Genomic DNA, 20,088 nt, shown 5'->3' with positions numbered 1-20,088 from the left:
TCGTCCTCCGTGTCGGTCGCCGGTGCTGCCCGGTCAGATCCTGCCAGGATCGACGGTTGCCCCCGTGGCCAGCCCACCGCCGGCCGGGTGGTCCGACGCGGCGGTCAGGCCGACCCGCTGGTACGGGCGGCCTCGATCGCCCGTACCAGCGGAAATCCCGATTCCAGCACTTCGATGGCGCGGAGCAGTTCGGAGATCCGGGGCGGCTCGCCGCGTACGGTGCCGAGCACCGCACCGGCCAGCGCGCCCGCGAAGACCCGTACCTCGAACGGGTCGGCGTCCCCGCCCAGCCGATCGGTGACCGCCTGGCCCAGCAGGTCGATGGTACGGAGGAGCTCGTCCATCTGGGCCGCCCGCAGCTCCGGCACCGAATAGATCAGGCGTTGCCGCCGCTCCTCCTGCTCGCGCTCCTCCGGCGACAGGCGGAGGAACACCGACTCGATGGACCGCCGGAACGCGGTCAGTAGCGGAAGGTCGGCCGGCTGGTCGACGAACGAGGTCAGCAGGACGGGGTCGAGGTCGTCGGTCAGGACCAGGCGTTCCTTGGACGGGAAGTACCGGAACAGGGTGCTGGGTGAGACCTCGGCCGCCTCGGCTATCTGCTCGACCGTCGTCTCCGCGTAGCCCTGCTCGGCGAAGAGCCGCATGGCGTGCTCGCGGATCGTCGCGCGGGTCCGGATCTTCTTGCGTTCGCGCAGCCCGAGCGTCTCTGGTTCAGCCGACATGCATAGATTCTGGCTCATCCACCACGGGTCGCACCGCTGGCCGCCGTCGAGGGAGCACGATCACCGCTGTTATGGCGGCGACGATGCAGATGCCGGCGCAGGTCCAGAGCATCAGGTCCATACCGTGCACGTACGCGGACCGGACCGTGTCGAGCAGGTCGGGCCGGCCCAGTTGCCGGGCCACCGCCACACCGGTGGTGACGCTGTCGGTGACCGGCAGCCGTACCTCGTCGCCGAGCCCGGAGCGGTATCCGGAGCTCAGGATCGTGCCGAGGATGGCGACGCCGATGGTGCCCCCGGCCTGTCGCAGGGCCTGGATCAGCGCCGAACCCGATCCGGACCGTTCGGTGGACAGCGCGCCGAGGGCGGCGTTCATGGCGGTGGGCAGGGCCACCCCCATGCCCGCGCCGACGAGGGCGATCCAGGTGCCGGTGTACCAGTAGGCGGTGTCGGTGCCGGTGTTGGCGCCGAGGGCGAGGCCGATGGTGAGCAGCACGAATCCGACCGCGAGCACCGGGCCGGGGGCGAAGGTCCGGACCAGCCGGTCGGCGAGTCGGGTGCCGACGAGCAGGCCGGCGATGAGTGGGAGGAGCCGGACGCCGGTGCCGAGGGCGGTGGCTCCGGTGACCGACTGGAGGAACTGCGGCACCGCGAACAGGAGTCCGAACAGGGCGAAGTTGACCCCGGTGGCGAGGATGCTGCCCCAGGTGAAGCCGCGACTCCGGAACAGGGCGAGGTCGATCAGCGGGTGGGGCGTACGGCGCTGCCAGGCCACGAACCCGACCAGCAGGAGCAGTCCGACGGCGATGGTGAGCGGCGTACCCGGGTCGCCCCAGCCGTCCTGTCCGGCGCGGATGAAGCCGTAGGTCAGCCCGAGCAGGCCGAGCGAGGAGAGCGCCACGCCGACCAGGTCGAGCGGGGTGGGCCGGTCGCTGCGCGATTCGGGTACGAACAGCGCGACCGCGATCACGCCGAGAACCACCAGCGGCACGTTGATCAGGAAGATGGAGCCCCACCAGAAGTGGGTGAGCAGCCAGCCGCCGAGGATCGGGCCGAGCGGCAGGCCGATGGCGGTCGCGGTGACCCAGACGGTGAGGGCGCGGGCCCGTTCGGCGGCGTCGGTGAAGATCACCGGTAGCACCGCCATGGAGAGCGGCATCATGATCGCCGCCCCGAGTCCCAGCACCGCGCGGGCGGCGATCAGTCCGTCGGCGGATCCGGCGTAGGCGCAGAGCACGGAGGCGGCGCCGAACAGGACCAGGGCGCCGAGCAGGAGCCGGCGCCGGCCGTACCGGTCGCCGAGTGCCCCGGCCGGGAGCAGCGTCGCCGCCAGCACCAGCGTGTACGCGCTGCTGAACCACTGCAGTTGGGCCGTGGTGGCACCGAGGTCGGTGGCCAGGGTGGGCATCGCCACGGTCAGCACGGTGGTGTCGAGCCCGATGGTGAGCATGGCCAGGGCGAGGGCGGCCAGCGCCCACCACCGGCTGGATGGGGTCTTCATGCCAACTCCAGGGAAAGTAGGAGACGAACTGAAATGATAGTAGCTCTCAAAATCGAGTGACTGTCAATTCGCTCCTCCGGTCGCGCCGACGGCTCGGCACGGACCGCGGACCCTAAGATCAATTTCGCGGTCGCGCAGGGGTCGACGACCGGAGACGTGAGGCGGTGAGGGTCGGATGCAGCAGCAGGAACGCCCCGGCGGAGTGGATCTCGCCCGGTTGAAACAGCGGATGGGCCGGGTCGGGGTCTGGAGCAGTCGGCTCAGCCTGGAGTCGGCGGCTACCGCCGGTGCGGCGGTCAGCGAACTCGAAGACCTGGGCTACGGCACCGTCTGGGTGGGCGAGACCCCGGCCAGCAAGGAAGCGCTGGTCCACTCCGGCATCCTGCTCAACGCCACCTCACAGATCATGATCGCCACCGGCATCGTCAACATCTGGGGTCGCGACGCCACCGCCGCGTCGAACGGCGCGAAGGCCCTGGCCGAGGCGTCCGGCGACCGCTTCATCCTCGGGCTCGGCGTGAGTCACGCTCCGCTCGTCTCCAGCCGCGGGCACGACTACCGCAAACCGCTGGCGGCGATGCGCGCCTACCTCGACGCCATGGACGCCACCCCGTACGAGGGTCCGGTGTCCGCTCCCGCGCCCCGGATGCTGGCCGCGCTGCGGTCGGGCATGCTCGAACTGGCCGGCACCCGCACCGAGGGCGCCCACCCCTACTTCGTCACCCCCGAGCACACCGCCCGGGCCCGCACGCTCCTCGGCCCCGACCCGGTGCTCGCACCGGAACAGACCGTCGTGCTCACCACCGACCCGGACCGGGCCAGGGCGATCGGCCGGGTCTTCACCACCGGCTACCTGGCAATGCCGAACTACGCCAACCACCTGCGCGCTCTCGGCTGGGACGAACGGGATCTGGCCGACGGGGGCAGCGACAAGCTGGTCGATGCGATCGTGGCCTGGGGCGAACCGGAACAGATCGCCGAACGGATCCGGGCACACCACGACGCCGGAGCCGACCACGTCTGCGTACAGCCGCTCGGCGGCACCGTCGGTGAGCAACTGGCCCAGCTCAGGACGCTGGCGCCGGTACTGACCGGAAGCTGAGGCTCCCCACGTCCGGCCCGGTCGTCACACCTCGACCGGGCCGCCGGTACGCCAGTACCAGCCGTCCTCGCGGGCCATCAGCCCCTCGGCGATCAGGTAACGCCGCAACGAGACCCAGTCCGTCTCGTAGAACGCCCGGAGCACCGCGTCGACCTCCCGCTCGGGAAACCGCACCCCGGGCTCGAACGCGGTGACGATGTGTTCCAGCAGGACACGACGCTTGCCGGCCTTCGCCGGGATCATCACCAGCCGGTCGTCCCTGAGAAACGTCCGCAACACCTTTTCCCGGTCACTACCCACCCTTCGCACCGTAGTCGGCCGGACAACCCGTTTTCCCGACCGACCGGCCCGATCCCGTGAGACCGACAACCGGGTGGTTACGCCGTGGCGGGCGCCTCCGCGTCGGCGAGCACCACCGGCGGCGGGGTGATCGGCAGGTAGACCCGGAACCGGGTGTCGCCCGGCGTCGAGGAGACCCGGATGTCCCCCCGGTGCTTGGTGACCACGATCCGGTACGAGATGTCCAGCCCCAGACCGGTCCCCTCACCCACCGGCTTGGTGGTGAAGAACGGCTCGAAGATCCGGTCCCGGATCGCGTCCGGGATACCCGGCCCGGTGTCACCGATCTCGACCACCAACATGTCGCCCTCGCGGCTGGTGCGCACCGAAAGGGTGCCGCTGTCGCCCATCGCGCCGAGCGCGTTGTCGATCAGGTTGGTCCAGACCTGGTTCAGCTCCGCCGCGTACGCGGGGATGGCGGGCAGGTTCGGGTCGTAGTGCTTCTCCTTGCGGACCCCCGCCGGGATCTTCGCCTTCATGATGGTGAGCGTCGCGTTGAGCAGGTCGCGCACGTCCACCGTCTGGTACGGCGCCCGGTCCAACTGGGTGTACTGCTTCGCCGCGCCGACCAGGCCGGAAATCCGCCCGACCGCGTCGTCGATCTCCCGCATGAGCTGCTCGGTCTCGACCGTGTACGTCAGCCACCGGACCGCCGGGTCGAGGTTCTCCTCGCCGACGGCGAGCGCGACCTGGTCCAGCCAGTCGGTGTCGATGCCGCCGGCGACCAGGGTCGGCGCCAGCCGCCAGCCGTCGGCGAAGTGGTGCTCGTCGAGCCAGTCGGTCAACGTGTCCTCGGCGTCGCTGGCATCCAGCGCGGAGAGTTCGGGGGCGGTCGCGGCCCGCTTCACCGCGTCGTCCTGCAACTCGACCAGGTCGTGCAGCCGGGTGCCGTCGAGCCGACCGTCGGCGATCATGGCGAGCTTGTGCCGCATCCCGGTGACGTGGCCACGAAGCGTCGACGTGGCCCGTACGGCCGCCGCGGCGGGATTGTTCAGCTCGTGGGTCAGCCCGGCGGAGAGCGCGCCCAGGGCCAGCAACCGCTCCCGCTCACCGAGCAGCGACTGGGTCCGCCGCATGCCGTAGAACAGCCCCTCCAGCAGGTGCACCGCCATCGGGAACCACTTCCGCATCGCCTTGGCGAACACCTCCGCCGGCAGCACGAACAGCTCGCAGTCGGAGATCGCCCGCAGCGTGTTGGCGTACCGCTGGTCGGGGTCGTCGGGCATGTACGCCCGGATCGCCCCGCCGTAGACGCCCCGCTGGCTGGTCCGGATGACCTCGACCTCCTCGCCGCGCACCCGGCCGGACTGCATCACGGTGCCGCTGAGCAGGACGTAGAAGCAGGTCGCCAGCTCGCCCTCGGCGAAGATGCAGGTCTCCGCCTCCCGCCGCTCCACCCGGCCCTGCTCGGCGAGCCAGTCGAGCTGCTCGTCGGTCAGCGCCTCGAACAGGAACAGGGTGCGTAACTGCTCCCGGTCCAGCCGGTCGGTCCCCTGGTCACTCATTGCGCCTCCAGATACCGGTGTACCACGGTGACCGCCATCGCGCCCTCGCCGACCGCCGAGGCGACCCGCTTCACCGAGTCGGCCCGTACGTCACCGGCGGCGAACACCCCCGGCAGGCTCGACTCGAGGTGGTACGGGTCCCGGGGCAACGACCAGCCGGCCGGGCGCTGCCCGTCACGCAACAACGCCGGGCCGGTCACGATGAAGCCCCGCTCGTCGCGGGAGACCACCCCGTCGAGCCAGTTCGTCCGGGGCTCGGCCCCGATGAAGATGAACAACCAGGAGGTGTCGACCGTACGCGTGCTGCCGGTACGCCGCTGGCAGAGCGTCAGCCGCTCCAGGTGCTCCTCGCCCGAACCGCCGACCACCTCGGTGTTCGGGTGCACGGTGATGTTGGGCGTCCGTTCGACCTGCTCGATCAGGTACCGGGACATCGACGCCGCCAGGCTGTCGCCACGGATGACGATGTTGACCCGGTGGGCGTACCGGGCGAAGTGCAGCGCCGCCTGGCCGGCCGAGTTCGCGCCGCCGACGATGTAGACCTCCTCGCCGCTGCAACTGGGCGCCTCGGTCGCGGCGGAGCCGTAGAAGACGCCCCGACCGGTCAACTCGGCCAGTCCGGGGGCGTCGAGCATCCGGTAGGAGACGCCCGTGGCCAGCACCGCGGAGTGCGCGGCGAGCGAGGTCCCGTCGCCGAACCGGAGCAGGCGGGCGGTGCCGGCCGCCTCCAGGCCGACGACCTCACGGGTGCTGAGAATCTCCGCGCCGAACTTCAGCGCCTGCCGGCGGGCCCGGTCGGTCAACTGCGCCCCGGACACCCCCTCCGGGAAGCCGAGGTAGTTCTCGATCCGGCTGCTCTGCCCCGCCTGCCCGCCGGTGGCCCGCTGCTCGACCAGGACCGTACGCAGGCCCTCGGAGGCGGCGTAGACCGCGGCGCCCAGTCCGGCCGGGCCGGCGCCGACCACGATCACGTCGTAGAAGTCGGATGCCGGTGTGGTGCTCAGGCCGACGTGGCCGGCCAGGTCGGCCTCGGTCGGCGAGGCGAGCACCTTGCCGTCCGGGGTGATCACCACGGGCACGTCGGCGGCGGTGAGGTGGGCGGCGGCCAGCAACCGCTCGCCCTCCGGCTCGTCGGCGAGCAGCCACCGGAACGGCACCAGGTTGCGGGCCAGGAAGTCCCGCATCGCGAACGACGGCGCGGACCAGCGGTGCCCGATCACCCGGGTCTCGGTGGTCGTGGCGTCCGGCGTCGCCAACCAAGCCTCGATCAGGTTGTCGAGCACCGGGTAGAGCTTCTCCTCCGGCGGGTCCCAGGGCTTGAGCAGGTAGTGGTCGAGGTCGACCACGTTGATCGCGTCGATGGCCGCGTCGGTGTCCGCGTACGCGGTCAGCAGCACCCGGCGGGCCTGCGGAAAGAGGTCCATCGCCGCTTCGAGGAACTGGATGCCGTTCATCTGCGGCATCCGGTAGTCCGCGAGGAGCACGGCAACCTGCTCGCCCCGGAGCTTGAGCTCCCGGAGCGCGTCCAGTGCCGCGTCGCCGGAGTCGGCCCGCACCACCCGGTACCGGTCGCCGTAGCGCCGCCGGATGTCACGAGCCACAGCGCGCGACACCGCGGGATCGTCGTCGACGGTCAGGATCGCGGGGTTCACCATGAAGTTTCATCCTGAAGGAGAGGTAGAGCCTGTCTGCCAAGTCTCCGGCAACCCTAGATGACGTCGGCCGTCGTGCCGACCACGTGGTCAGCGGCCGAGGCCCCACGGGCCGGTCGGGCGCCGGCCGACCGGACGGTCACACCGTCGAATGCCGCAATTTCCGTACCCGGCGGACGCACCGGCGCCCGCGTGCGAGGCTCGCGACATGCTGCACAGGGTCGCGGCGCACCGATGCGGGTGCTGATCGTCACCGCCGGATCACGCGGTGACGTGGCGCCGTACACCGGGCTGGGTGCCCGGCTGCAAGCGGCCGGGCACCGGGTCACGGTCGCCGCGCAGCCCTCGTTCGCCGCCCTGGTGACCGGCTGCGGCCTGGACTTCGCGCCGCTTCCCGGCGATCTGGCGGCGCTGCGGGCGGCCGGCGGCCGGCGGCGGCACCGCTTCGGCGCCGAAACCCGGAGCCTGGCCGGGTTCGTCCGGCTGGGCACCCGGTTCGTCGACGAACTCGGCGACGGCATCCAGGTCGCCGCCGAACCCGGGGTGGACCTCCTGCTCTGCTCGACCACCACGGCCCCGCTGGGTTACTCGGTGGCCGAGCGGCACGGGGTGCCGAGCATGGGGGCGTTCCTGCAACCGCTCCACCCGACCCGGGAGTTCCCGCCGATGCTGCTCGGCGCACGGTCGCTGGGTGGGTGGGGCAACCGGAACGCCGCACGGCTGGCACAGGTGATCGCCCGACGGGTCTACGCGAACGCCTCCCGGCGGCTGCGGACCCGGTTGGGCCTCCCCCCGACCAGGCTGCACACCCTGCTCGAGGCCGCGACGGCGCGCGGATGGCCGATCCAGCACGGCTTCAGCCCGAGCGTGCTGCCCCGACCGGCGGACTGGCGGCCCGGCCTGGAGGTCGTCGGCTACTGGTGGCCGGCGGAGTCACCCGGCTGGCGGCCACCGCCGATCCTGGTCGACTTCCTCGACGCCGGGCCGCCCCCGGTCTACGTCGGCTTCGGCAGCATGGTCGGCGGCGACGAGCGGTTCCGTACGCTGATCACGGCCGCGCTGCGCCGGGCCGGCGTACGCGGGGTGATCCAGGTCGACGGTGGGGCGCAAGTCGTCCGGGCGGTGACCGACGACGTGATCACCATCGGGGAGGCGCCGCACAGCTGGCTCTTTCCCCGGATGGCCGCCCTCGTGCACCACGCCGGCTGCGGGACCACCGCAGCCGGTCTCCGGGCCGGGGTGCCGGCGATCCCGATCCCGATGATGGCCGACCAGCCGTTCTGGGCGGCTCGGCTCGCCGTACTCGGGGTCAGCCCGGACACCGTGCCGGCCGGGCGACTCGACCAGGCCCGGCTCGCCACCGCGATCCGCGCCGCGGTCACCGACCCGGCCTTCGCCGACCGGGCCCGCGCGGTCGCGGCCCGCCTGGCCGCCGAGGACGGCGCGGGTGCGGTGGTACGGGCGGTCGACCGCCTCGCCGGATAGCTCAGCGCCCCGATCGGGCGACATATCCGATCGGATGCCTACGACCGGGCACTCCGATGACAGGGTCTGGAGGACGGGGCACCACCGTGACCAGGGCTGGAGGGTGCATGGGCGCCAGGACGTTCGTCGTGGCCGGCGGCACCAGCGGTCTCGGGTTGGAGGTCGCCCGCAAGCTCACCACCGACCACCGGGTGTTCGTGCTCGGCAACGTCGCCGACGAGGTCGCCGCCACCACCAGCGAGCTCGAGTGTGCCGGCGCGACCTGCGACGTCTCCTCGTACGACCAGGTGGCGCACGCGCTCGACGAGGTGACCCGGCGGTACGGGGCGCTCGACGGGTTGGCGCACTGCGCGAGCATGTGGGCCGGCGGGTCGCTGGAGGAGATGTCACCGGAAGCGCTGCGCACGGTCATCGACGTGAACGTGCTGGGCACGGCGTACCTGCTGCGCGAGGCGCTGATCCGGATGCGCGAGCGGGGGCGGGGCAACATCGTCTACATCGGCGCGATGGCGGTCGACAAACCCCGCCCCGGCATCCCCGTCTACCGGGCCGGCAAGAACTTCGGCAAGAGCCTGGTGGAGTCGCTCGCCCAGGCCGAGGGAAGCGACGGCATCAAGGTGATGCAGATCCACCCCGGCCCGATGCACACCAGGCTCCAGGAACGCGTCGGCGCCGAGTTCCTCGACGAGATCTACGCCGAGCCGGAGCAGGTGGCCCGGGAGGTCGTACGGCTGTTGCTCCTGGAACCCGACGAGCTGTACCTCTCGGGCCAGGAAGTCCTCCGCGCCGACGGCAGGTGGTAAGCGCCGGACCCGCGACCGCCGAGCCGTCCACCTCGGCCTGGGCACCGCTGCGCGGTGCCGCGTACCGCAACCTGTGGCTGGCGCTGCTCGCCGCGAACATCGGCACCTGGATGCAGACCGTCGGCGCGCAGTGGCTGCTGATCGACGAACGCAATGCCTCGACCCTGGTCTCGCTCGTACAGACGGCGAGCATGCTGCCGATCCTGCTGCTGGCGCTGCCGGCGGGGGCGCTGGCCGACGCGTTCGACCGGCGCCACCTGCTGATCGCGGTGCAGGTCTACCTCGCCGCGGTCGGCCTGCTGCTGACCGTCCTGACCGCGACCGGCCGGATGCCGCCGGCACTGCTGCTCACCCTCACCTTCGCGATCGGGGTCGGGCAGGCGCTGACGCTGCCGTGCTGGGCGGCGATCATCCCCGAACTGGTGCCCCGCAACCAGTTGCAGTCCGCCTCGGCACTCGGCTCGATCAGCGTCAACGCGGCCCGGTCGATCGGCCCGGCCATCGCCGGACTGCTGATCGCCCGAGCGGGTGTGGCGCCGGTCTTCGCGATCAACGCGATCACCGTACTCGTCTTCGGGTTCGCGCTGCTGCGCTGGCGTACGGACCACGCACGCGCGGTCGAGGTGCCGGAGCGGTTCACCGCCGCCCTGCGCGCCGGTGGCCGGTTCGTCCGCCACTCCCCCGTGGTCCGCCGACTGCTGTTGCGGGCGCTGCTGTTCCTCGTACCCGGCAGCGCGTTGTGGGCGCTGCTGCCGCTGGTGGCCAACCGGCAACTGCACCTGAACTCCAGCGGGTACGGAGTGCTCCTCGCCGCCCTCGGTGTCGGCGCGATCGCCGGTGGCGTGATCCTGCCCTGGGTACGGGTGCACCTGACCGCCGGCCAGTTCCTGCTCACCGCCGGCCTGCTCTACGGCCTGGCGCTGGTCGTGGTGGCGCTCGTGTCGAGCCTCCCGGTGGTGCTGATCGCGCTGGTCCCGGCCGGGCTGGCCTGGGTGACCGTGCTGTCGAACCTGAACGCGGAGATCCAGCTCTACCTGCCCGGCTGGGTACGCGCCCGAGGGCTCGCGGTCTACCAGGTGGTCTTCGCCGGTGGGCAGGCGGTCGGCGCCCTGGCCTGGGGTGTGGTCGGCGACATGGCCGGACTGGTCGTCGCGCACCTCGCCGCGGCGGTGCTGATGGTGCTCGGCGCGGTGACGGTACGGCTGTGGCCCCTGCCGGACCTGCGCGGCAACAACCAGGACCCGGAGGCGTACTGGCCGGCCCTGCGGCTGACCCACGAACCCGATCCGCGGATCGGACCGGTGGTGATCCTGGTGACGTACGTGGTGCGGGCCGAGCACGAGACGGAGTTCGTCGACGCGATGGAACTGGTACGGGGCTCGCGGCAGCGTACCGGTGCGACCCGGTGGGGTCTGTACCGCGAGGGCGAGTCCCCGGCGTGTTTCGTCGAGGTCTACCAGCTCCCCTCCTGGGACGAGCACCTGCGTCAGCACGGCGGCCGGTTGACCGGTACGGACCGGGAGGCGGAGCGGCGGGCGGTGGCGCTCGCCGACGGCCCCCCGCAGGTACGCCACCTGCTCCCCACCGAGGCCGGCTCGTAAGCGGGACCGGCCCGGAGCGCGGTGAGCCTGGGAACGCGGACGCGCCGTAAGCGAGGTCGGCTCGGAGCGAGTCGGGCAAGACGCCATATTCGCGGCGTACAGGCTGCCAGACTCGCGGGGTGGGCAAGAGAGAGGCGCGGCGACCGCTGCGGATCCGGGCCGCCGGGGAGGGCACCCGGGTCAACCGCCTGGAACTCTTCTTCGACCTGGTCTTCGTCTACGCCTTCTTCAACATCGCCCGGGCGACCACCGACAACCTCACCGGCATCGGACTGCTGCACGCCCTGCTGATCATCTCGCTGCTCTGGTGGTGCTGGATCGCCTACGCCTGGGCCGGCAACTCGATCCGGGCCAGCGAGGGAATGGTGCCGGCGGTGCTGTTCACGGTCATGGCCGCGATCTTCGTGGTGGCGCTGACCATCTCGGAGGCCTTCGTCGACATCCCCGGCGGCCTGTCCGGGCCACTCGTCTTCGCCTGCTGTTACTTCGTGATCCGGATCCTGTTCGTGGTGTTGCAGTGGCACGTCGCCGTCGATCAGCCGCTGCTGCGTGCACAGCTCCCCCGGGTGAGCCTGACGATCGTGGTCTCCACCGCGTTCCTGCTGCTCGCCGCCCTGGTGCCGCCGCACCTGCCGGAAGGGTCGGCCCGTACCTGGACCCAGATCGGCTTCTGGATGCTCGCCATCGTGGTCGAGTACGGGTCCGGATACCTGGGCGCCCCGCGCGGCTGGCGGATCGCCTCGGCCGACCACTGGGCCGAACGGTTCTCCCTGATCCTGCTGGTCGCGTTCGGCGAGCTGATCATCTCGGTCGGGGTGGGCGGCACCCAACTCCCCCATCCGATCACCTGGCCGCTGGTCATCGCCGCGGTCCTCGGCATCGTGGTGACCGCCGCCCTCTGGTGGGCGTACTTCGACATCGTGGCGCTCGCCGCCGAGCAGGCGCTGCACGCCGCGCACGGGCTCCAACGGGTGATGCTCGCCCGGGACGCCTACATCTACCTGCACCTGCCGATGATCGCCGGGCTGATGCTGCTGTCGCTCGGCGGCAAGGAGGCACTCAAGCACATCGGCGACCCGAAGATCGCCCACGGCCCGATGCATCCGATCGCCGTCACCCTGCTGTACGGCGGCATGGTCCTCTACCTGCTGGGCCACCTCGGTTTCCAGTTGCGCATGCTCGGCACGGTGACCTGGACCCGGGTCGGTGCGGTCATCCTGACCGCCGCGCTGATCCCGCTCGCCATCAACGTGCCCGGACTGGTGGCGTTGGGGCTGCTGGCCGCGGTCAGCGTCGCGCTGGTCGGCAGCGAACTCGTCCTGCTCGCCGGCTCCCGGCGCAGCATCCGGGAAGCCGTGCTGGAGGAACGTCTGGCGAGCGAGGCCCGGGAGACCGCGTGGCGCCGCCAGCACCGGTGACGACGGCCCGTGTGCAGGCTCCCGTGATCGGTACGGGCGCATCGCGCTCCAAGGTCGTTAGGATTCGACCGGTGAGCTGCCCGGCACCGGCGCATCTGTCGGACCGGTGCCCGTCGGCGGCGGAGATGGGGAGAAGATGGGCCTGCGCGAGGACGCCGCGACACTGCAGGACGAGTTGGCGGCACTGCGCCGGGAGCTGCACCAGATCCCGGAGATCGGTCTGCACCTGCCGCGGACCCAGGAACGGGTGCTCGCCGCGCTCGCCCCGCTGCCGCTGGAGATCAGCACCGGGACCGACCTGACCTCGATCACCGCGGTGCTGCGCGGCGGTCGCCCCGGCCCGGCGGTGCTGCTCCGGGGTGACATGGACGCCCTACCGGTCGCCGAGAACACCGGCCTGCCCTACACCTCCCGGCACGACGGGGTCATGCACGCCTGCGGCCACGACCTGCACACCGCCGGACTGGTCGGGGCCGCCCGGCTGCTCAGCGCCCGGCGCGACGAACTGGCCGGCGACGTGGTGTTCATGTTCCAGCCCGGCGAGGAGGGGTTCGACGGCGCCAGCCACATGATCTCCGAGGGGGTGCTGAGCGCCGCCGGCCGGCCGGTCACCGCCGCGTACGGGCTGCACGTGCTCTCCGGCACCCTCGACCGGGGTGTCTTCTCCTCCCGGCCCGGTCCGCTGATGGCCGCCTCCGCCGGACTGTTCGTCCGGGTCGTCGGCGCCGGTGGGCACGGCTCCACCCCGCACCACACGCTCGACCCGATCCCGGTCGCCGCCGAGATGGTCACCGCGTTGCAGGCCATGGTCACCCGACGGTTCGACGTGTTCGACCCGGTGGTGCTGACCGTCGGGGTGTTCCAGGCCGGCACCCGGCGCAACATCATCCCGGACGACGCGAACTTCGAGGCGACCGTACGGAGCTTCTCCTCCGCCACGAACGCGCAGGCGGGCGAGTACGCGGTCGCGCTCTGTGAGCACATCGCCGCCGCGCACGGGATGCGGGTCGAGGTCCGGTTCGAGCAGGAGTACCCGGCGACGGTCAACGACGTCACCGAGCACGAGTTCGCGGCGGCGACCGTACGGGACGTGTTCGGCCCGGATCGGTTCGAGGATCTGACCAACCCGATGACCGGCTCCGAGGACTTCTCCCGCGTACTGGACCTGGTGCCGGGGGCGTACGTCTTCCTCGGCGCCTGCGCCGGCGACGACCCGAAGACCGCACCGAGCAACCACTCCCCCCGGGCCGCGTTCGACGACAGCGTCCTCGCCGACGGGGCCGCCCTGCTCGCCGAACTCGCCGCCCGCCGGCTGGCCGCGACCGACGGGACGGCGGCATGAGCGACACGGACGTCTTCGGCCCGGAGGTGGTCGCCGCGATCGGGCGGCACATGAACGACGACCACGCCGACGACTCGCTGCTCATCTGCCGTACCCTCGGCGGCCAACCGGCCGCGACCGGTGCCCGGGTCAGCGGCCTGGACGCCGACGGCATCGAGTTCGACGCCGCCGTCGACGGCATCATCGTGCCGGTCCGGATCCCGTTCCGGGGCCGGCTGACCGAACGCGCCGAGGTACGCCGGGAGGTGGTCCGGATGTACCGGGAAGCGTGCCACGCGCTCGGCATCGAGCCGAGGGGCGGAGAATAGTCCCCGCCCCGATCCCGACCGCTCGGCCCGCTCCACGGTGGAACCGGGACCGCACCGCCCAGCGAAAGGCACCACAGACGTGACCAGTGCAGTTCCGCAACGGGTCCTGGTGACCGGCGCCGCCGGACTGATCGGCCGCGCGGTCCTGGCCGACCTCGCCGACCGGGGAGTACCTGCGACCGCACTCGTCCTGGAGGCCGCCGACGACCTGGCCGCGAACCGGGTGGTGGTCGGCGACGCCGGGGATCCGGAGATCGTCCGCGCCGCGCTGGCGGGAGTGGACGCCGTGGTGCACCTGGCCGCGATCCCGGCGCCGCACCTGGACACCGCGCAGGCGGTCTTCACCCGCAACACCCGGGCGACCTTCGCCGTGCTGGAGGAGGCCGGCCGGGCCGGGGTACGGCGCGCGGTGATCGCGTCCAGCTTCTCCGTCACCGGCCTGCCCTGGGCCGACGTCGACCTGCATCCCGCGTACGTGCCGGTCGACGAGCGGCTGCCGTTGCAGGTGACCGACGCGTACGCGCTGAGCAAGCAGACCGACGAGGCGACCGCCGAGATGATGGCCCACCGCCACGGTGGCAGCGTCGTCGCGCTCCGGCTGCCTTTCGTCGGCCAGCACGACGACCGGCTGGCCCGCCGGGCCGCCGAGTTCGCCCAGGACCCGGGCTCCGGCGCAAAGGATCTCTGGAGCTACCTCGACGTACGCGACGCCGCGCGGGCCTGCTGGCTCGGGCTGACCCGGCCGGGGCCGGGAGCGCACGTGCTCTTCGTCGCCGCCGACGACATCCTCGCCCCGTTCCCGACCGAGGAGCTGCTCGACCGGTACCACCCCGACGTGCCCCGGCGGGCGAAACTGCCCGGACGGACCTCGGCGATCGACGTCCAGGCCGCCCGCGACGTCCTGGGCTTCGAGGCGGAACACCGCTTCGTCGCCGATCCGGCACTCCTGCCCTGACCGGGCACCCCCACCGCACCGCCGGCTGATCGGCGTGCCCGTACGAGCCGAAGAGGATCGATGACCGAGGCCGAACTGCCCGTACTGCCCGAGACCCAGGCGCCCTGGCCGGCCCGGGGCGGCCTGCGGATCACCCGGGTACGGGCGATCGTCACCGCACCCGAGGGCCCGCCGCTGGTGGTGGTCCGGATCGACACCAACGAACCCGGCCTGTACGGACTCGGTTGCGCCACCTTCACCCAACGCTTCACCGCCGTCGTCGCCACCATCGAGCAGCACGTGGCCCCGATGCTGATCGGCCGGCACCCGGCCGACATCGAGGACATCTTCCGGATGGTCCACTTCTCGTCGTACTGGCGAAACGGTCCGGTGACGAACAACGCGCTCGCCGGGGTGGACCTGGCCCTGTGGGACATCGCCGGCAAACGGGCCGGGATGCCGGTCTACGAACTGCTCGGCGGGCGGGTACGCACCGCCGCCCAGTGTTACATCCACGCGGGCGGGGCCACCGTGGCGGAAACCCTGGACCAGGCGCGGGAGTTCATGGCGGCCGGCTACCGGCACATCCGCCTCCAGGTGGGTCAGCCGGGCCTGGGCGCGTACGGCGCTCCGGCGGTCGGCGGTGGGTATCCGGGGCAGCCGTACCCGGACGGCTGGGACGTCCAGCAGTACCTGCGGACCACCCCGGCCCTGTTCGCCGCCGCCCGTGCCGAGCTGGGCGAGGAGGTCGAGCTGCTGCACGACGTACACAGCCGACTCACGCCGAAGCAGGTGGTGCTGCTGGCCCGCGCGCTGGAGCCGTACCGGTTGTTCTTCCTGGAGGACGTCGTCGCACCCGAGGAGTACGACCGGCTGCCGCAGGTCCGCGCAGACTCACCGGTGCCGATCGCGGTCGGTGAGCAGGTCAGTTCGGTCGCGGACGCCACCCGGCTGGTCCTCGGCGGCGGGGTGGACCTGCTCCGGTTGCACATCACCGCGGTCGGCGGGCTGACCCCCACCCGGAAGCTGGTGGCGCTCTGCGAGCTGACCGGGGTGAAGACCGCCTGGCACGCACCGGCCGACGTCTCCCCGATCGGTGCGGCGGCGAACGTGGCGCTCGACGTCACCACGCCCGCGTTCGGTATCCAGGAGGGGCACGAGTACAACGACGCCGCCCGGGAGGTCTTTCCCGGCACCCTGGTCACCCGCGACGGCTACCTCTACCCGAACGACGCGCCGGGCTGGGGAATCGAGCTGGACGAGCGGGCCGCGGCGAAGTACCCGCCGGTCACCCTCCAGCACGAACGCTGGTCGGCGCGGGTGCGCCGCCCCGATGGCGGCATCGAGGCGCCCTGAGCGAATGAGGATCGACCGGGCCCGAAGCGGGTCTGCCCTGGTCAGGCGCTCGGTATGGTGTGGCGGTGGAGCGCCGGCCGGCGGATAAGTGGGTGACCTGGGAGGAGCTCTTCTTCGACCTGGCCTTCGTCTTCGCCCTCACCCAGTTCTCCCACCTGCTGCACGACGAGCACAGCTGGGCGGGGATCGGCAAGGTCCTGATCCTCTTCATCACCGTCTACTGGGTCTGGGGCGGGGTCGTCCTCTACACCGACCAGCAGGACGTCGGCATGGCCCGGGGCCGGGCGGTGATCCTCGCCCTCGGCTTCGACAGTCTGCTGCTGGCCATGACCATCCCCGAGGCGTACGGCGAACGCGGTCTGTCCTTCGTCTGCCTCGCCCTGTCCGGCCGCATCCTGCTCGGCATCGTGACGCTGCGCAGCCGACCGCGGTGGCGGGCCTTCGTCCTCGGTCCGCACGGGGTGGTCCTGGTGACCGCCCCGCTGCTGCTGACCGGCGCCGCGCTGGAGGGGGCGGCCCGGATCGTGCTCTGGGCGGTCGCCGCCGTCATCGACGTGTCGAGTCCCTGGTTGGCCCGGATGACGGTGGGGAAGATCCGGGTGCAGTCCCGGCACTACGCGCACCGCTACGGACTACTGATCATGCTGGTGATCGGCGAGTCCGTGATCCAGCTCGGGGCGGTGGCCGTCAACGAATCACTCACCAACATCCGGCTGACCGCCATCGCCGCCGCGTACGCCCTGGTCTGCGCGCTGTGGTGGTGTTACTTCGGCTACGGCGTACGGGCCTTCCGGTCGGCGCTGGAGCGGGCCGACGACCAGGCAACCCTGCGGCGGGCGATCCTGGTGTACGGGCACGTGCCGTTCAGCCTGGCGATCATCGCGATCGCCGACGGCCTGGGCCACGTGGTGATGGGACCGGTCGAGCCGCTGCACGGGGGCGAGGCGGGGCTGCTTTTCGGCGGCTGCGCCCTCTTCCTCGCCACCTTCGCCTACACCGACTGGCGGATCCACCGGAGGATCACCTGGCGGCGGGTCGGGGCGAGCGTCGGCTGCCTGGCCCTGCTGCCGCTGACCGCCCTGCTGCCGGCGCTGGCCGCGCTCGGGCTGCTGACCCTGGTGGTGGCCGGGCTCGGCGCGGCGGAGGAGATGAACCGGCGCCTCCTGCGGGGTGACTCCGGGGACGACCAGGGTCCCGACGCGAGTGCCGCCGAGGGACCCGACCGCGGCACCCCGGAGGACCTGGACCGGGGCCCGGTGGCGGACGCCTGACAGGCCCGGTGACGGACGCCTGAGTGGTCAGGGCTGGAAGCCGACGAACCAGCCGGGGTGGTCGGTGTGCTGCATCGGGTGCGAACGCGGTTCCGGCACGCCGAGATCGGTGCTGGTCATGAGCTGTTGGACGCCGCCGTCGCCGGTGTGGTGGTAGCCGGCGGGGACACAGTCCCGGACGTCCGGGGAGCCGCCGGAGGCGAGGTTGAAGTCACCCGCCACCACCACCGGGGCGGCCGATCCGACCGTCGCCCGCATCGCGGGCAGCTCGACGTCCAGCAGTCGTCGGCACTGCCGCATCGCGATCGACGGCGAGATGTACGTCAGGTGCGTCGTGCAGGCGTAGTAGGCGCCGGGAGCGGCGACGCAGAGCCATACCCGCATCTCGTCCGGGTAGCCGCCCTGGTCGGGGTAGAGGCCGTTGAACACCGACACGGCGTCGGTGTGCGCCGACGGCACCCGGCCGAGGATCCCGATGCCGTACTCGTCGCCGTTGCGGCACCGGTAGGGCCGCGCACCGTCGGGCAGGTCACCCGCCGGCTGGAACGCCCAGAAGACCTGGTCGTCCGGGAAGTTGCGGACCATCGCCGGGTGCAGTGCGGTTGCCACGTCGTCGCGGCAGATCTCGTTGAGGGTCACGACCTGCGGGCGCAGCGCCGTGATCGTCGCGTACGCCTCCTCGACCGCTCTACCGTTGTTGAGCGCCGCGTAACAGCCGGCGAAACCGCTGTTGCAGAGGTTGAGTTGCAGCACCCCGAACGGAACCTGCTCGGGCGGCGCCGAGGGCAGGTCCGGATCGCGGCGGTCGACGGCGCCATCCAACCCGCCCAGCTCGGCGCATGGCCCCCGGCCCGCCTCCGGGCAGAACGCCCGCACCCCCGGCGCCGGCTCGACCTCCGCCCGAGGCGGGCCGGGCCGGACGAGCGCCTGTCCGGCGACCGCCGCCACCAGCAGTAGCAGCACACCGAGTACGGCAACCGCGCGGACGCCGGCCGACCGACGATCCGCCCCGGACACCGGACGAGGGTAACCGATGCCCGGCCGCTGCCCGCGACCCGTCCGGCACCGGCACCGGCAGCGGCCGGGAGGGTCGTGCCGGCTCGCGGCCCGCTATGCTCGACTCGGTATCCCCGTCGATGGCCCGCGTGCGCCGCGAAGCACGTCCCATGTGAACGACAACCGAAGTGGCGGGTCCGCCACCGTCGGATGAGGCCGGAGAACCGGCCGAGCGTCCGGATCCGCTCCCGTACCGACCTGCGTGCCGTCCGCCGTCCCCGATCCCACCGCTGCTGGGGACATCTGATCGCGGCCCCGCTCTGGCCGATGCACGAGGCGAACCTCGGCACCCTGTTGCGCACCTGCGACGCGGTCGGCGCGTGCCTGGCCGTACCGCCGTTCGGCTGGGTGGACCGGGCGATGGACAGGGGCAACACCCTGCGCCGCCCGACCTGTGTGCACCGGGTCGGCGACCCGCTGCGCTGGTTGGCCACCGAACGGGCCCGCGGCTCGCACATCCTCGGCGTGGAGTTGGCCGAGGAGGCGGTCCGGCTCGCGGACCTGCCCACCGCCCGTCGCCGTACGGTGATGCTCCTCGGTCACGAGTCGACCGGAATCCCGGCCGAAGCCCTGGACGCCCTCGACGCGGTTGTCGAGATCCCGATGGTCGGCAGCGGGCTGAGCCTCAACGTGGCGGTGGCCGGTTCGCTGGTCCTCTACAAGCTCGCCGGCCTGATCTGATCACCGACGGCATCGACGACGGCACTCGCCGGTGCCGCCCGGTCGTCGTCCAGATCACTGTCAGGTTTCTGACTGGGCGTCTTTGCGCAGGTCGCCTCGATCGACTTGCTCGGCCGTACGAAATCGGGGTTTCGCGAGGTCGGCCGGTGGGCGCAATATCTGCGGGGTCCTCACCGGGTCACGGGTCACCCGCCGGCGAGAGCCCTTCCTCTTCCCCGTTCGTTCCCACCACGAGGAGACACCCCTTGTCTTCGCAGACCGTGTCCCGCCGCTCGGTGCTCGCCGCCGGTGGTCTCACCGCCGCCGGCGTGGCCGGCGTCCTCGGACTCGCCACCCCGGCTTCGGCCCACCCGACCGAGCCGCCCGCACCCACCCCCACCACCGCCCTGAACCGGCTCATCGCCGGCAACAAGCGCTTCTACAAGGGCGAGGCCCGGCACCCGCACCAGTCCCTGAAGGACCTGCACGAACTGGCCAGCGGACAGCACCCGTTCGCGATCACCCTCGGCTGCGCCGACTCCCGCGTCTCCCCGGAGATCCTGTTCGACCAGGGCCTGGGTGACCTGTTCGACAACCGGGTCGCCGGCAACATCGTGGACGACCTGCTGCTCGGCAGCATCGAGTTCGCGATCGAGGAGTTCGGCGTCCCGCTGATCGTGGTCGTCGGCCACGAGCGGTGCGGCGCCATCTCCGCCACCGTCGACGCGATCGAGAACGGCGGTGAGGCCCCCGGCCACATCGGCACGATCGTCGAGGCGCTGCGCCCGGTGGTCGAGCCCCTGGTGGGCGGCCCCGGTGACGTGGTCGAGGCCGCGGTGAAGGCCAACGTCCTCGCCCAGGTGCAGGCCCTGTTCGACCAGAGCGAGATCGTCCGGGAGAAGGTCCACGAGGGCGCCCTCGGCGTCGTCGGTGCCCGCTACGACCTCGACAACGGCAAGGTCACCCTGCTCGGCTGATCCTTCCGGTACGACCACCGTCGGCCCGGCTCCCCCCGACCGCCGACGGCAAG

General features: G+C 71.9%; 18 protein-coding genes. 12 read left to right on the top strand and 6 right to left on the bottom strand.

Translation table 11 applies throughout. The features are described 5' to 3' along the window. Window positions 1–104: 104 nt before the first annotated feature. Window positions 105–725: a TetR/AcrR family transcriptional regulator gene (locus OIE47_RS30630; RefSeq protein ID WP_326558002.1), complete on the bottom strand. Its 621-nt coding sequence runs from the start codon at window positions 723–725 to the stop codon at window positions 105–107. Then, a complete protein-coding gene (locus OIE47_RS30625; RefSeq protein WP_326558001.1) occupies window positions 715–2,226 on the bottom strand; it encodes an MFS transporter in 1,512 nt (503 codons plus the stop codon). Before OIE47_RS30625 ends, OIE47_RS30630 begins: the two co-directional genes overlap by 11 nt. A 175-nt stretch (window positions 2,227–2,401) precedes the next feature. On the opposite strand from OIE47_RS30625, the gene OIE47_RS30620 reads away from it, so the two are divergent. Then, window positions 2,402–3,328 carry an LLM class F420-dependent oxidoreductase gene (locus tag OIE47_RS30620; protein WP_326558000.1) on the top strand — a complete coding sequence of 309 codons (927 nt, stop codon included), beginning with the start codon at window positions 2,402–2,404 and terminating at the stop codon, window positions 3,326–3,328. Between the two features lie 24 nt (window positions 3,329–3,352). Here the strand turns inward: OIE47_RS30620 and OIE47_RS30615 are convergent, their stop codons facing one another. The 3 genes from OIE47_RS30615 to OIE47_RS30605 form a co-directional block, all read right to left on the bottom strand. After that, on the bottom strand, window positions 3,353–3,628 hold the full coding sequence (locus tag OIE47_RS30615; RefSeq protein WP_326557999.1) for a DUF2087 domain-containing protein: 276 nt from the start codon (window positions 3,626–3,628) through the stop codon (window positions 3,353–3,355). Between the two features lie 77 nt (window positions 3,629–3,705). After that, entirely contained in the window at window positions 3,706–5,172 is a 1,467-nt protein-coding gene (locus OIE47_RS30610; protein ID WP_326557998.1) for an ATP-binding protein, read from the bottom strand. After that, a complete protein-coding gene (locus tag OIE47_RS30605) occupies window positions 5,169–6,827 on the bottom strand; it encodes an FAD-dependent oxidoreductase (protein ID WP_326557997.1) in 1,659 nt (552 codons plus the stop codon). Before OIE47_RS30605 ends, OIE47_RS30610 begins: the two co-directional genes overlap by 4 nt. Before the next feature lie 231 nt (window positions 6,828–7,058). On the opposite strand from OIE47_RS30605, the gene OIE47_RS30600 reads away from it, so the two are divergent. The 9 genes from OIE47_RS30600 (at window position 7,059) to OIE47_RS30560 (ending at window position 17,342) form a co-directional block, all read left to right on the top strand. After that, window positions 7,059–8,309, top strand: coding sequence for a glycosyltransferase (locus OIE47_RS30600; protein WP_326557996.1), 1,251 nt, complete (start codon window positions 7,059–7,061; stop codon window positions 8,307–8,309). Between the two features lie 107 nt (window positions 8,310–8,416). Then, a complete protein-coding gene (locus OIE47_RS30595; protein WP_326557995.1) occupies window positions 8,417–9,112 on the top strand; it encodes an SDR family oxidoreductase in 696 nt (231 codons plus the stop codon). Beyond that, window positions 9,106–10,713, top strand: coding sequence for an MFS transporter (locus OIE47_RS30590; RefSeq protein ID WP_326557994.1), 1,608 nt, complete (start codon window positions 9,106–9,108; stop codon window positions 10,711–10,713). Before OIE47_RS30595 ends, OIE47_RS30590 begins: the two co-directional genes overlap by 7 nt. 119 nt (window positions 10,714–10,832) lie before the next feature. Continuing rightward, complete coding sequence (locus OIE47_RS30585) at window positions 10,833–12,131, top strand: low temperature requirement protein A (protein WP_326557993.1); 1,299 nt, start codon at window positions 10,833–10,835, stop codon at window positions 12,129–12,131. Window positions 12,132–12,267: 136 nt separating this feature from the next. Next, on the top strand, window positions 12,268–13,473 hold the full coding sequence (locus OIE47_RS30580) for a M20 metallopeptidase family protein (protein ID WP_326557992.1): 1,206 nt from the start codon (window positions 12,268–12,270) through the stop codon (window positions 13,471–13,473). After that, a complete protein-coding gene (locus OIE47_RS30575) occupies window positions 13,470–13,781 on the top strand; it encodes a DUF2470 domain-containing protein (protein ID WP_326557991.1) in 312 nt (103 codons plus the stop codon). Before OIE47_RS30580 ends, OIE47_RS30575 begins: the two co-directional genes overlap by 4 nt. Window positions 13,782–13,860: 79 nt before the next feature. Further along, complete coding sequence (locus tag OIE47_RS30570) at window positions 13,861–14,736, top strand: NAD-dependent epimerase/dehydratase family protein (RefSeq protein WP_326557990.1); 876 nt, start codon at window positions 13,861–13,863, stop codon at window positions 14,734–14,736. A gap of 60 nt (window positions 14,737–14,796) precedes the next feature. Further along, complete coding sequence (locus tag OIE47_RS30565) at window positions 14,797–16,071, top strand: enolase C-terminal domain-like protein (protein ID WP_326557989.1); 1,275 nt, start codon at window positions 14,797–14,799, stop codon at window positions 16,069–16,071. A gap of 92 nt (window positions 16,072–16,163) precedes the next feature. Then, a complete protein-coding gene (locus OIE47_RS30560) occupies window positions 16,164–17,342 on the top strand; it encodes a low temperature requirement protein A (RefSeq protein WP_326557988.1) in 1,179 nt (392 codons plus the stop codon). Between the two features lie 27 nt (window positions 17,343–17,369). On the opposite strand, the gene OIE47_RS30555 is transcribed toward OIE47_RS30560, so the two are convergent. Further along, window positions 17,370–18,359 (bottom strand): endonuclease/exonuclease/phosphatase family protein, encoded by a 990-nt coding sequence (locus OIE47_RS30555; protein ID WP_326557987.1) that lies wholly within the window; start codon window positions 18,357–18,359, stop codon window positions 17,370–17,372. Between the two features lie 189 nt (window positions 18,360–18,548). Here OIE47_RS30555 and OIE47_RS30550 point away from each other — a divergent pair, with 189 nt between their 5' ends. Together OIE47_RS30550 and OIE47_RS30545 are read left to right on the top strand one after the other, a co-directional pair. Further along, window positions 18,549–19,079 carry a TrmH family RNA methyltransferase gene (locus tag OIE47_RS30550; protein WP_326557986.1) on the top strand — a complete coding sequence of 177 codons (531 nt, stop codon included), beginning with the start codon at window positions 18,549–18,551 and terminating at the stop codon, window positions 19,077–19,079. Window positions 19,080–19,324: 245 nt separating this feature from the next. Then, window positions 19,325–20,035: a carbonic anhydrase gene (locus OIE47_RS30545; protein WP_326557985.1), complete on the top strand. Its 711-nt coding sequence runs from the start codon at window positions 19,325–19,327 to the stop codon at window positions 20,033–20,035. Window positions 20,036–20,088: the final 53 nt, after the last annotated feature.

Origin of the sequence: Micromonospora sp. NBC_01796, assembly GCF_035917455.1 — a bacterium.
Taxonomy (GTDB): Bacteria; Actinomycetota; Actinomycetes; order Mycobacteriales; family Micromonosporaceae; genus Micromonospora_G.
Note: the sequence above shows the minus strand (reverse complement) of the source record. Positions and strands in the feature narration are given on the sequence as shown.

Coding starts and splice junctions, on each gene's coding strand:
- OIE47_RS30630 (WP_326558002.1), bottom strand. CDS start 725: ATGTCGGCTGAACCAGAGACGCTCGGGCTGCGCGAACGCAAGAAGATC.
- OIE47_RS30625 (WP_326558001.1), bottom strand. CDS start 2,226: ATGAAGACCCCATCCAGCCGGTGGTGGGCGCTGGCCGCCCTCGCCCTG.
- OIE47_RS30620 (WP_326558000.1), top strand. CDS start 2,402: ATGCAGCAGCAGGAACGCCCCGGCGGAGTGGATCTCGCCCGGTTGAAA.
- OIE47_RS30610 (WP_326557998.1), bottom strand. CDS start 5,172: ATGAGTGACCAGGGGACCGACCGGCTGGACCGGGAGCAGTTACGCACC.
- OIE47_RS30605 (WP_326557997.1), bottom strand. CDS start 6,827: ATGGTGAACCCCGCGATCCTGACCGTCGACGACGATCCCGCGGTGTCG.
- OIE47_RS30600 (WP_326557996.1), top strand. CDS start 7,059: ATGCGGGTGCTGATCGTCACCGCCGGATCACGCGGTGACGTGGCGCCG.
- OIE47_RS30595 (WP_326557995.1), top strand. CDS start 8,417: ATGGGCGCCAGGACGTTCGTCGTGGCCGGCGGCACCAGCGGTCTCGGG.
- OIE47_RS30580 (WP_326557992.1), top strand. CDS start 12,268: ATGGGCCTGCGCGAGGACGCCGCGACACTGCAGGACGAGTTGGCGGCA.
- OIE47_RS30575 (WP_326557991.1), top strand. CDS start 13,470: ATGAGCGACACGGACGTCTTCGGCCCGGAGGTGGTCGCCGCGATCGGG.
- OIE47_RS30565 (WP_326557989.1), top strand. CDS start 14,797: ATGACCGAGGCCGAACTGCCCGTACTGCCCGAGACCCAGGCGCCCTGG.
- OIE47_RS30550 (WP_326557986.1), top strand. CDS start 18,549: ATGAGGCCGGAGAACCGGCCGAGCGTCCGGATCCGCTCCCGTACCGAC.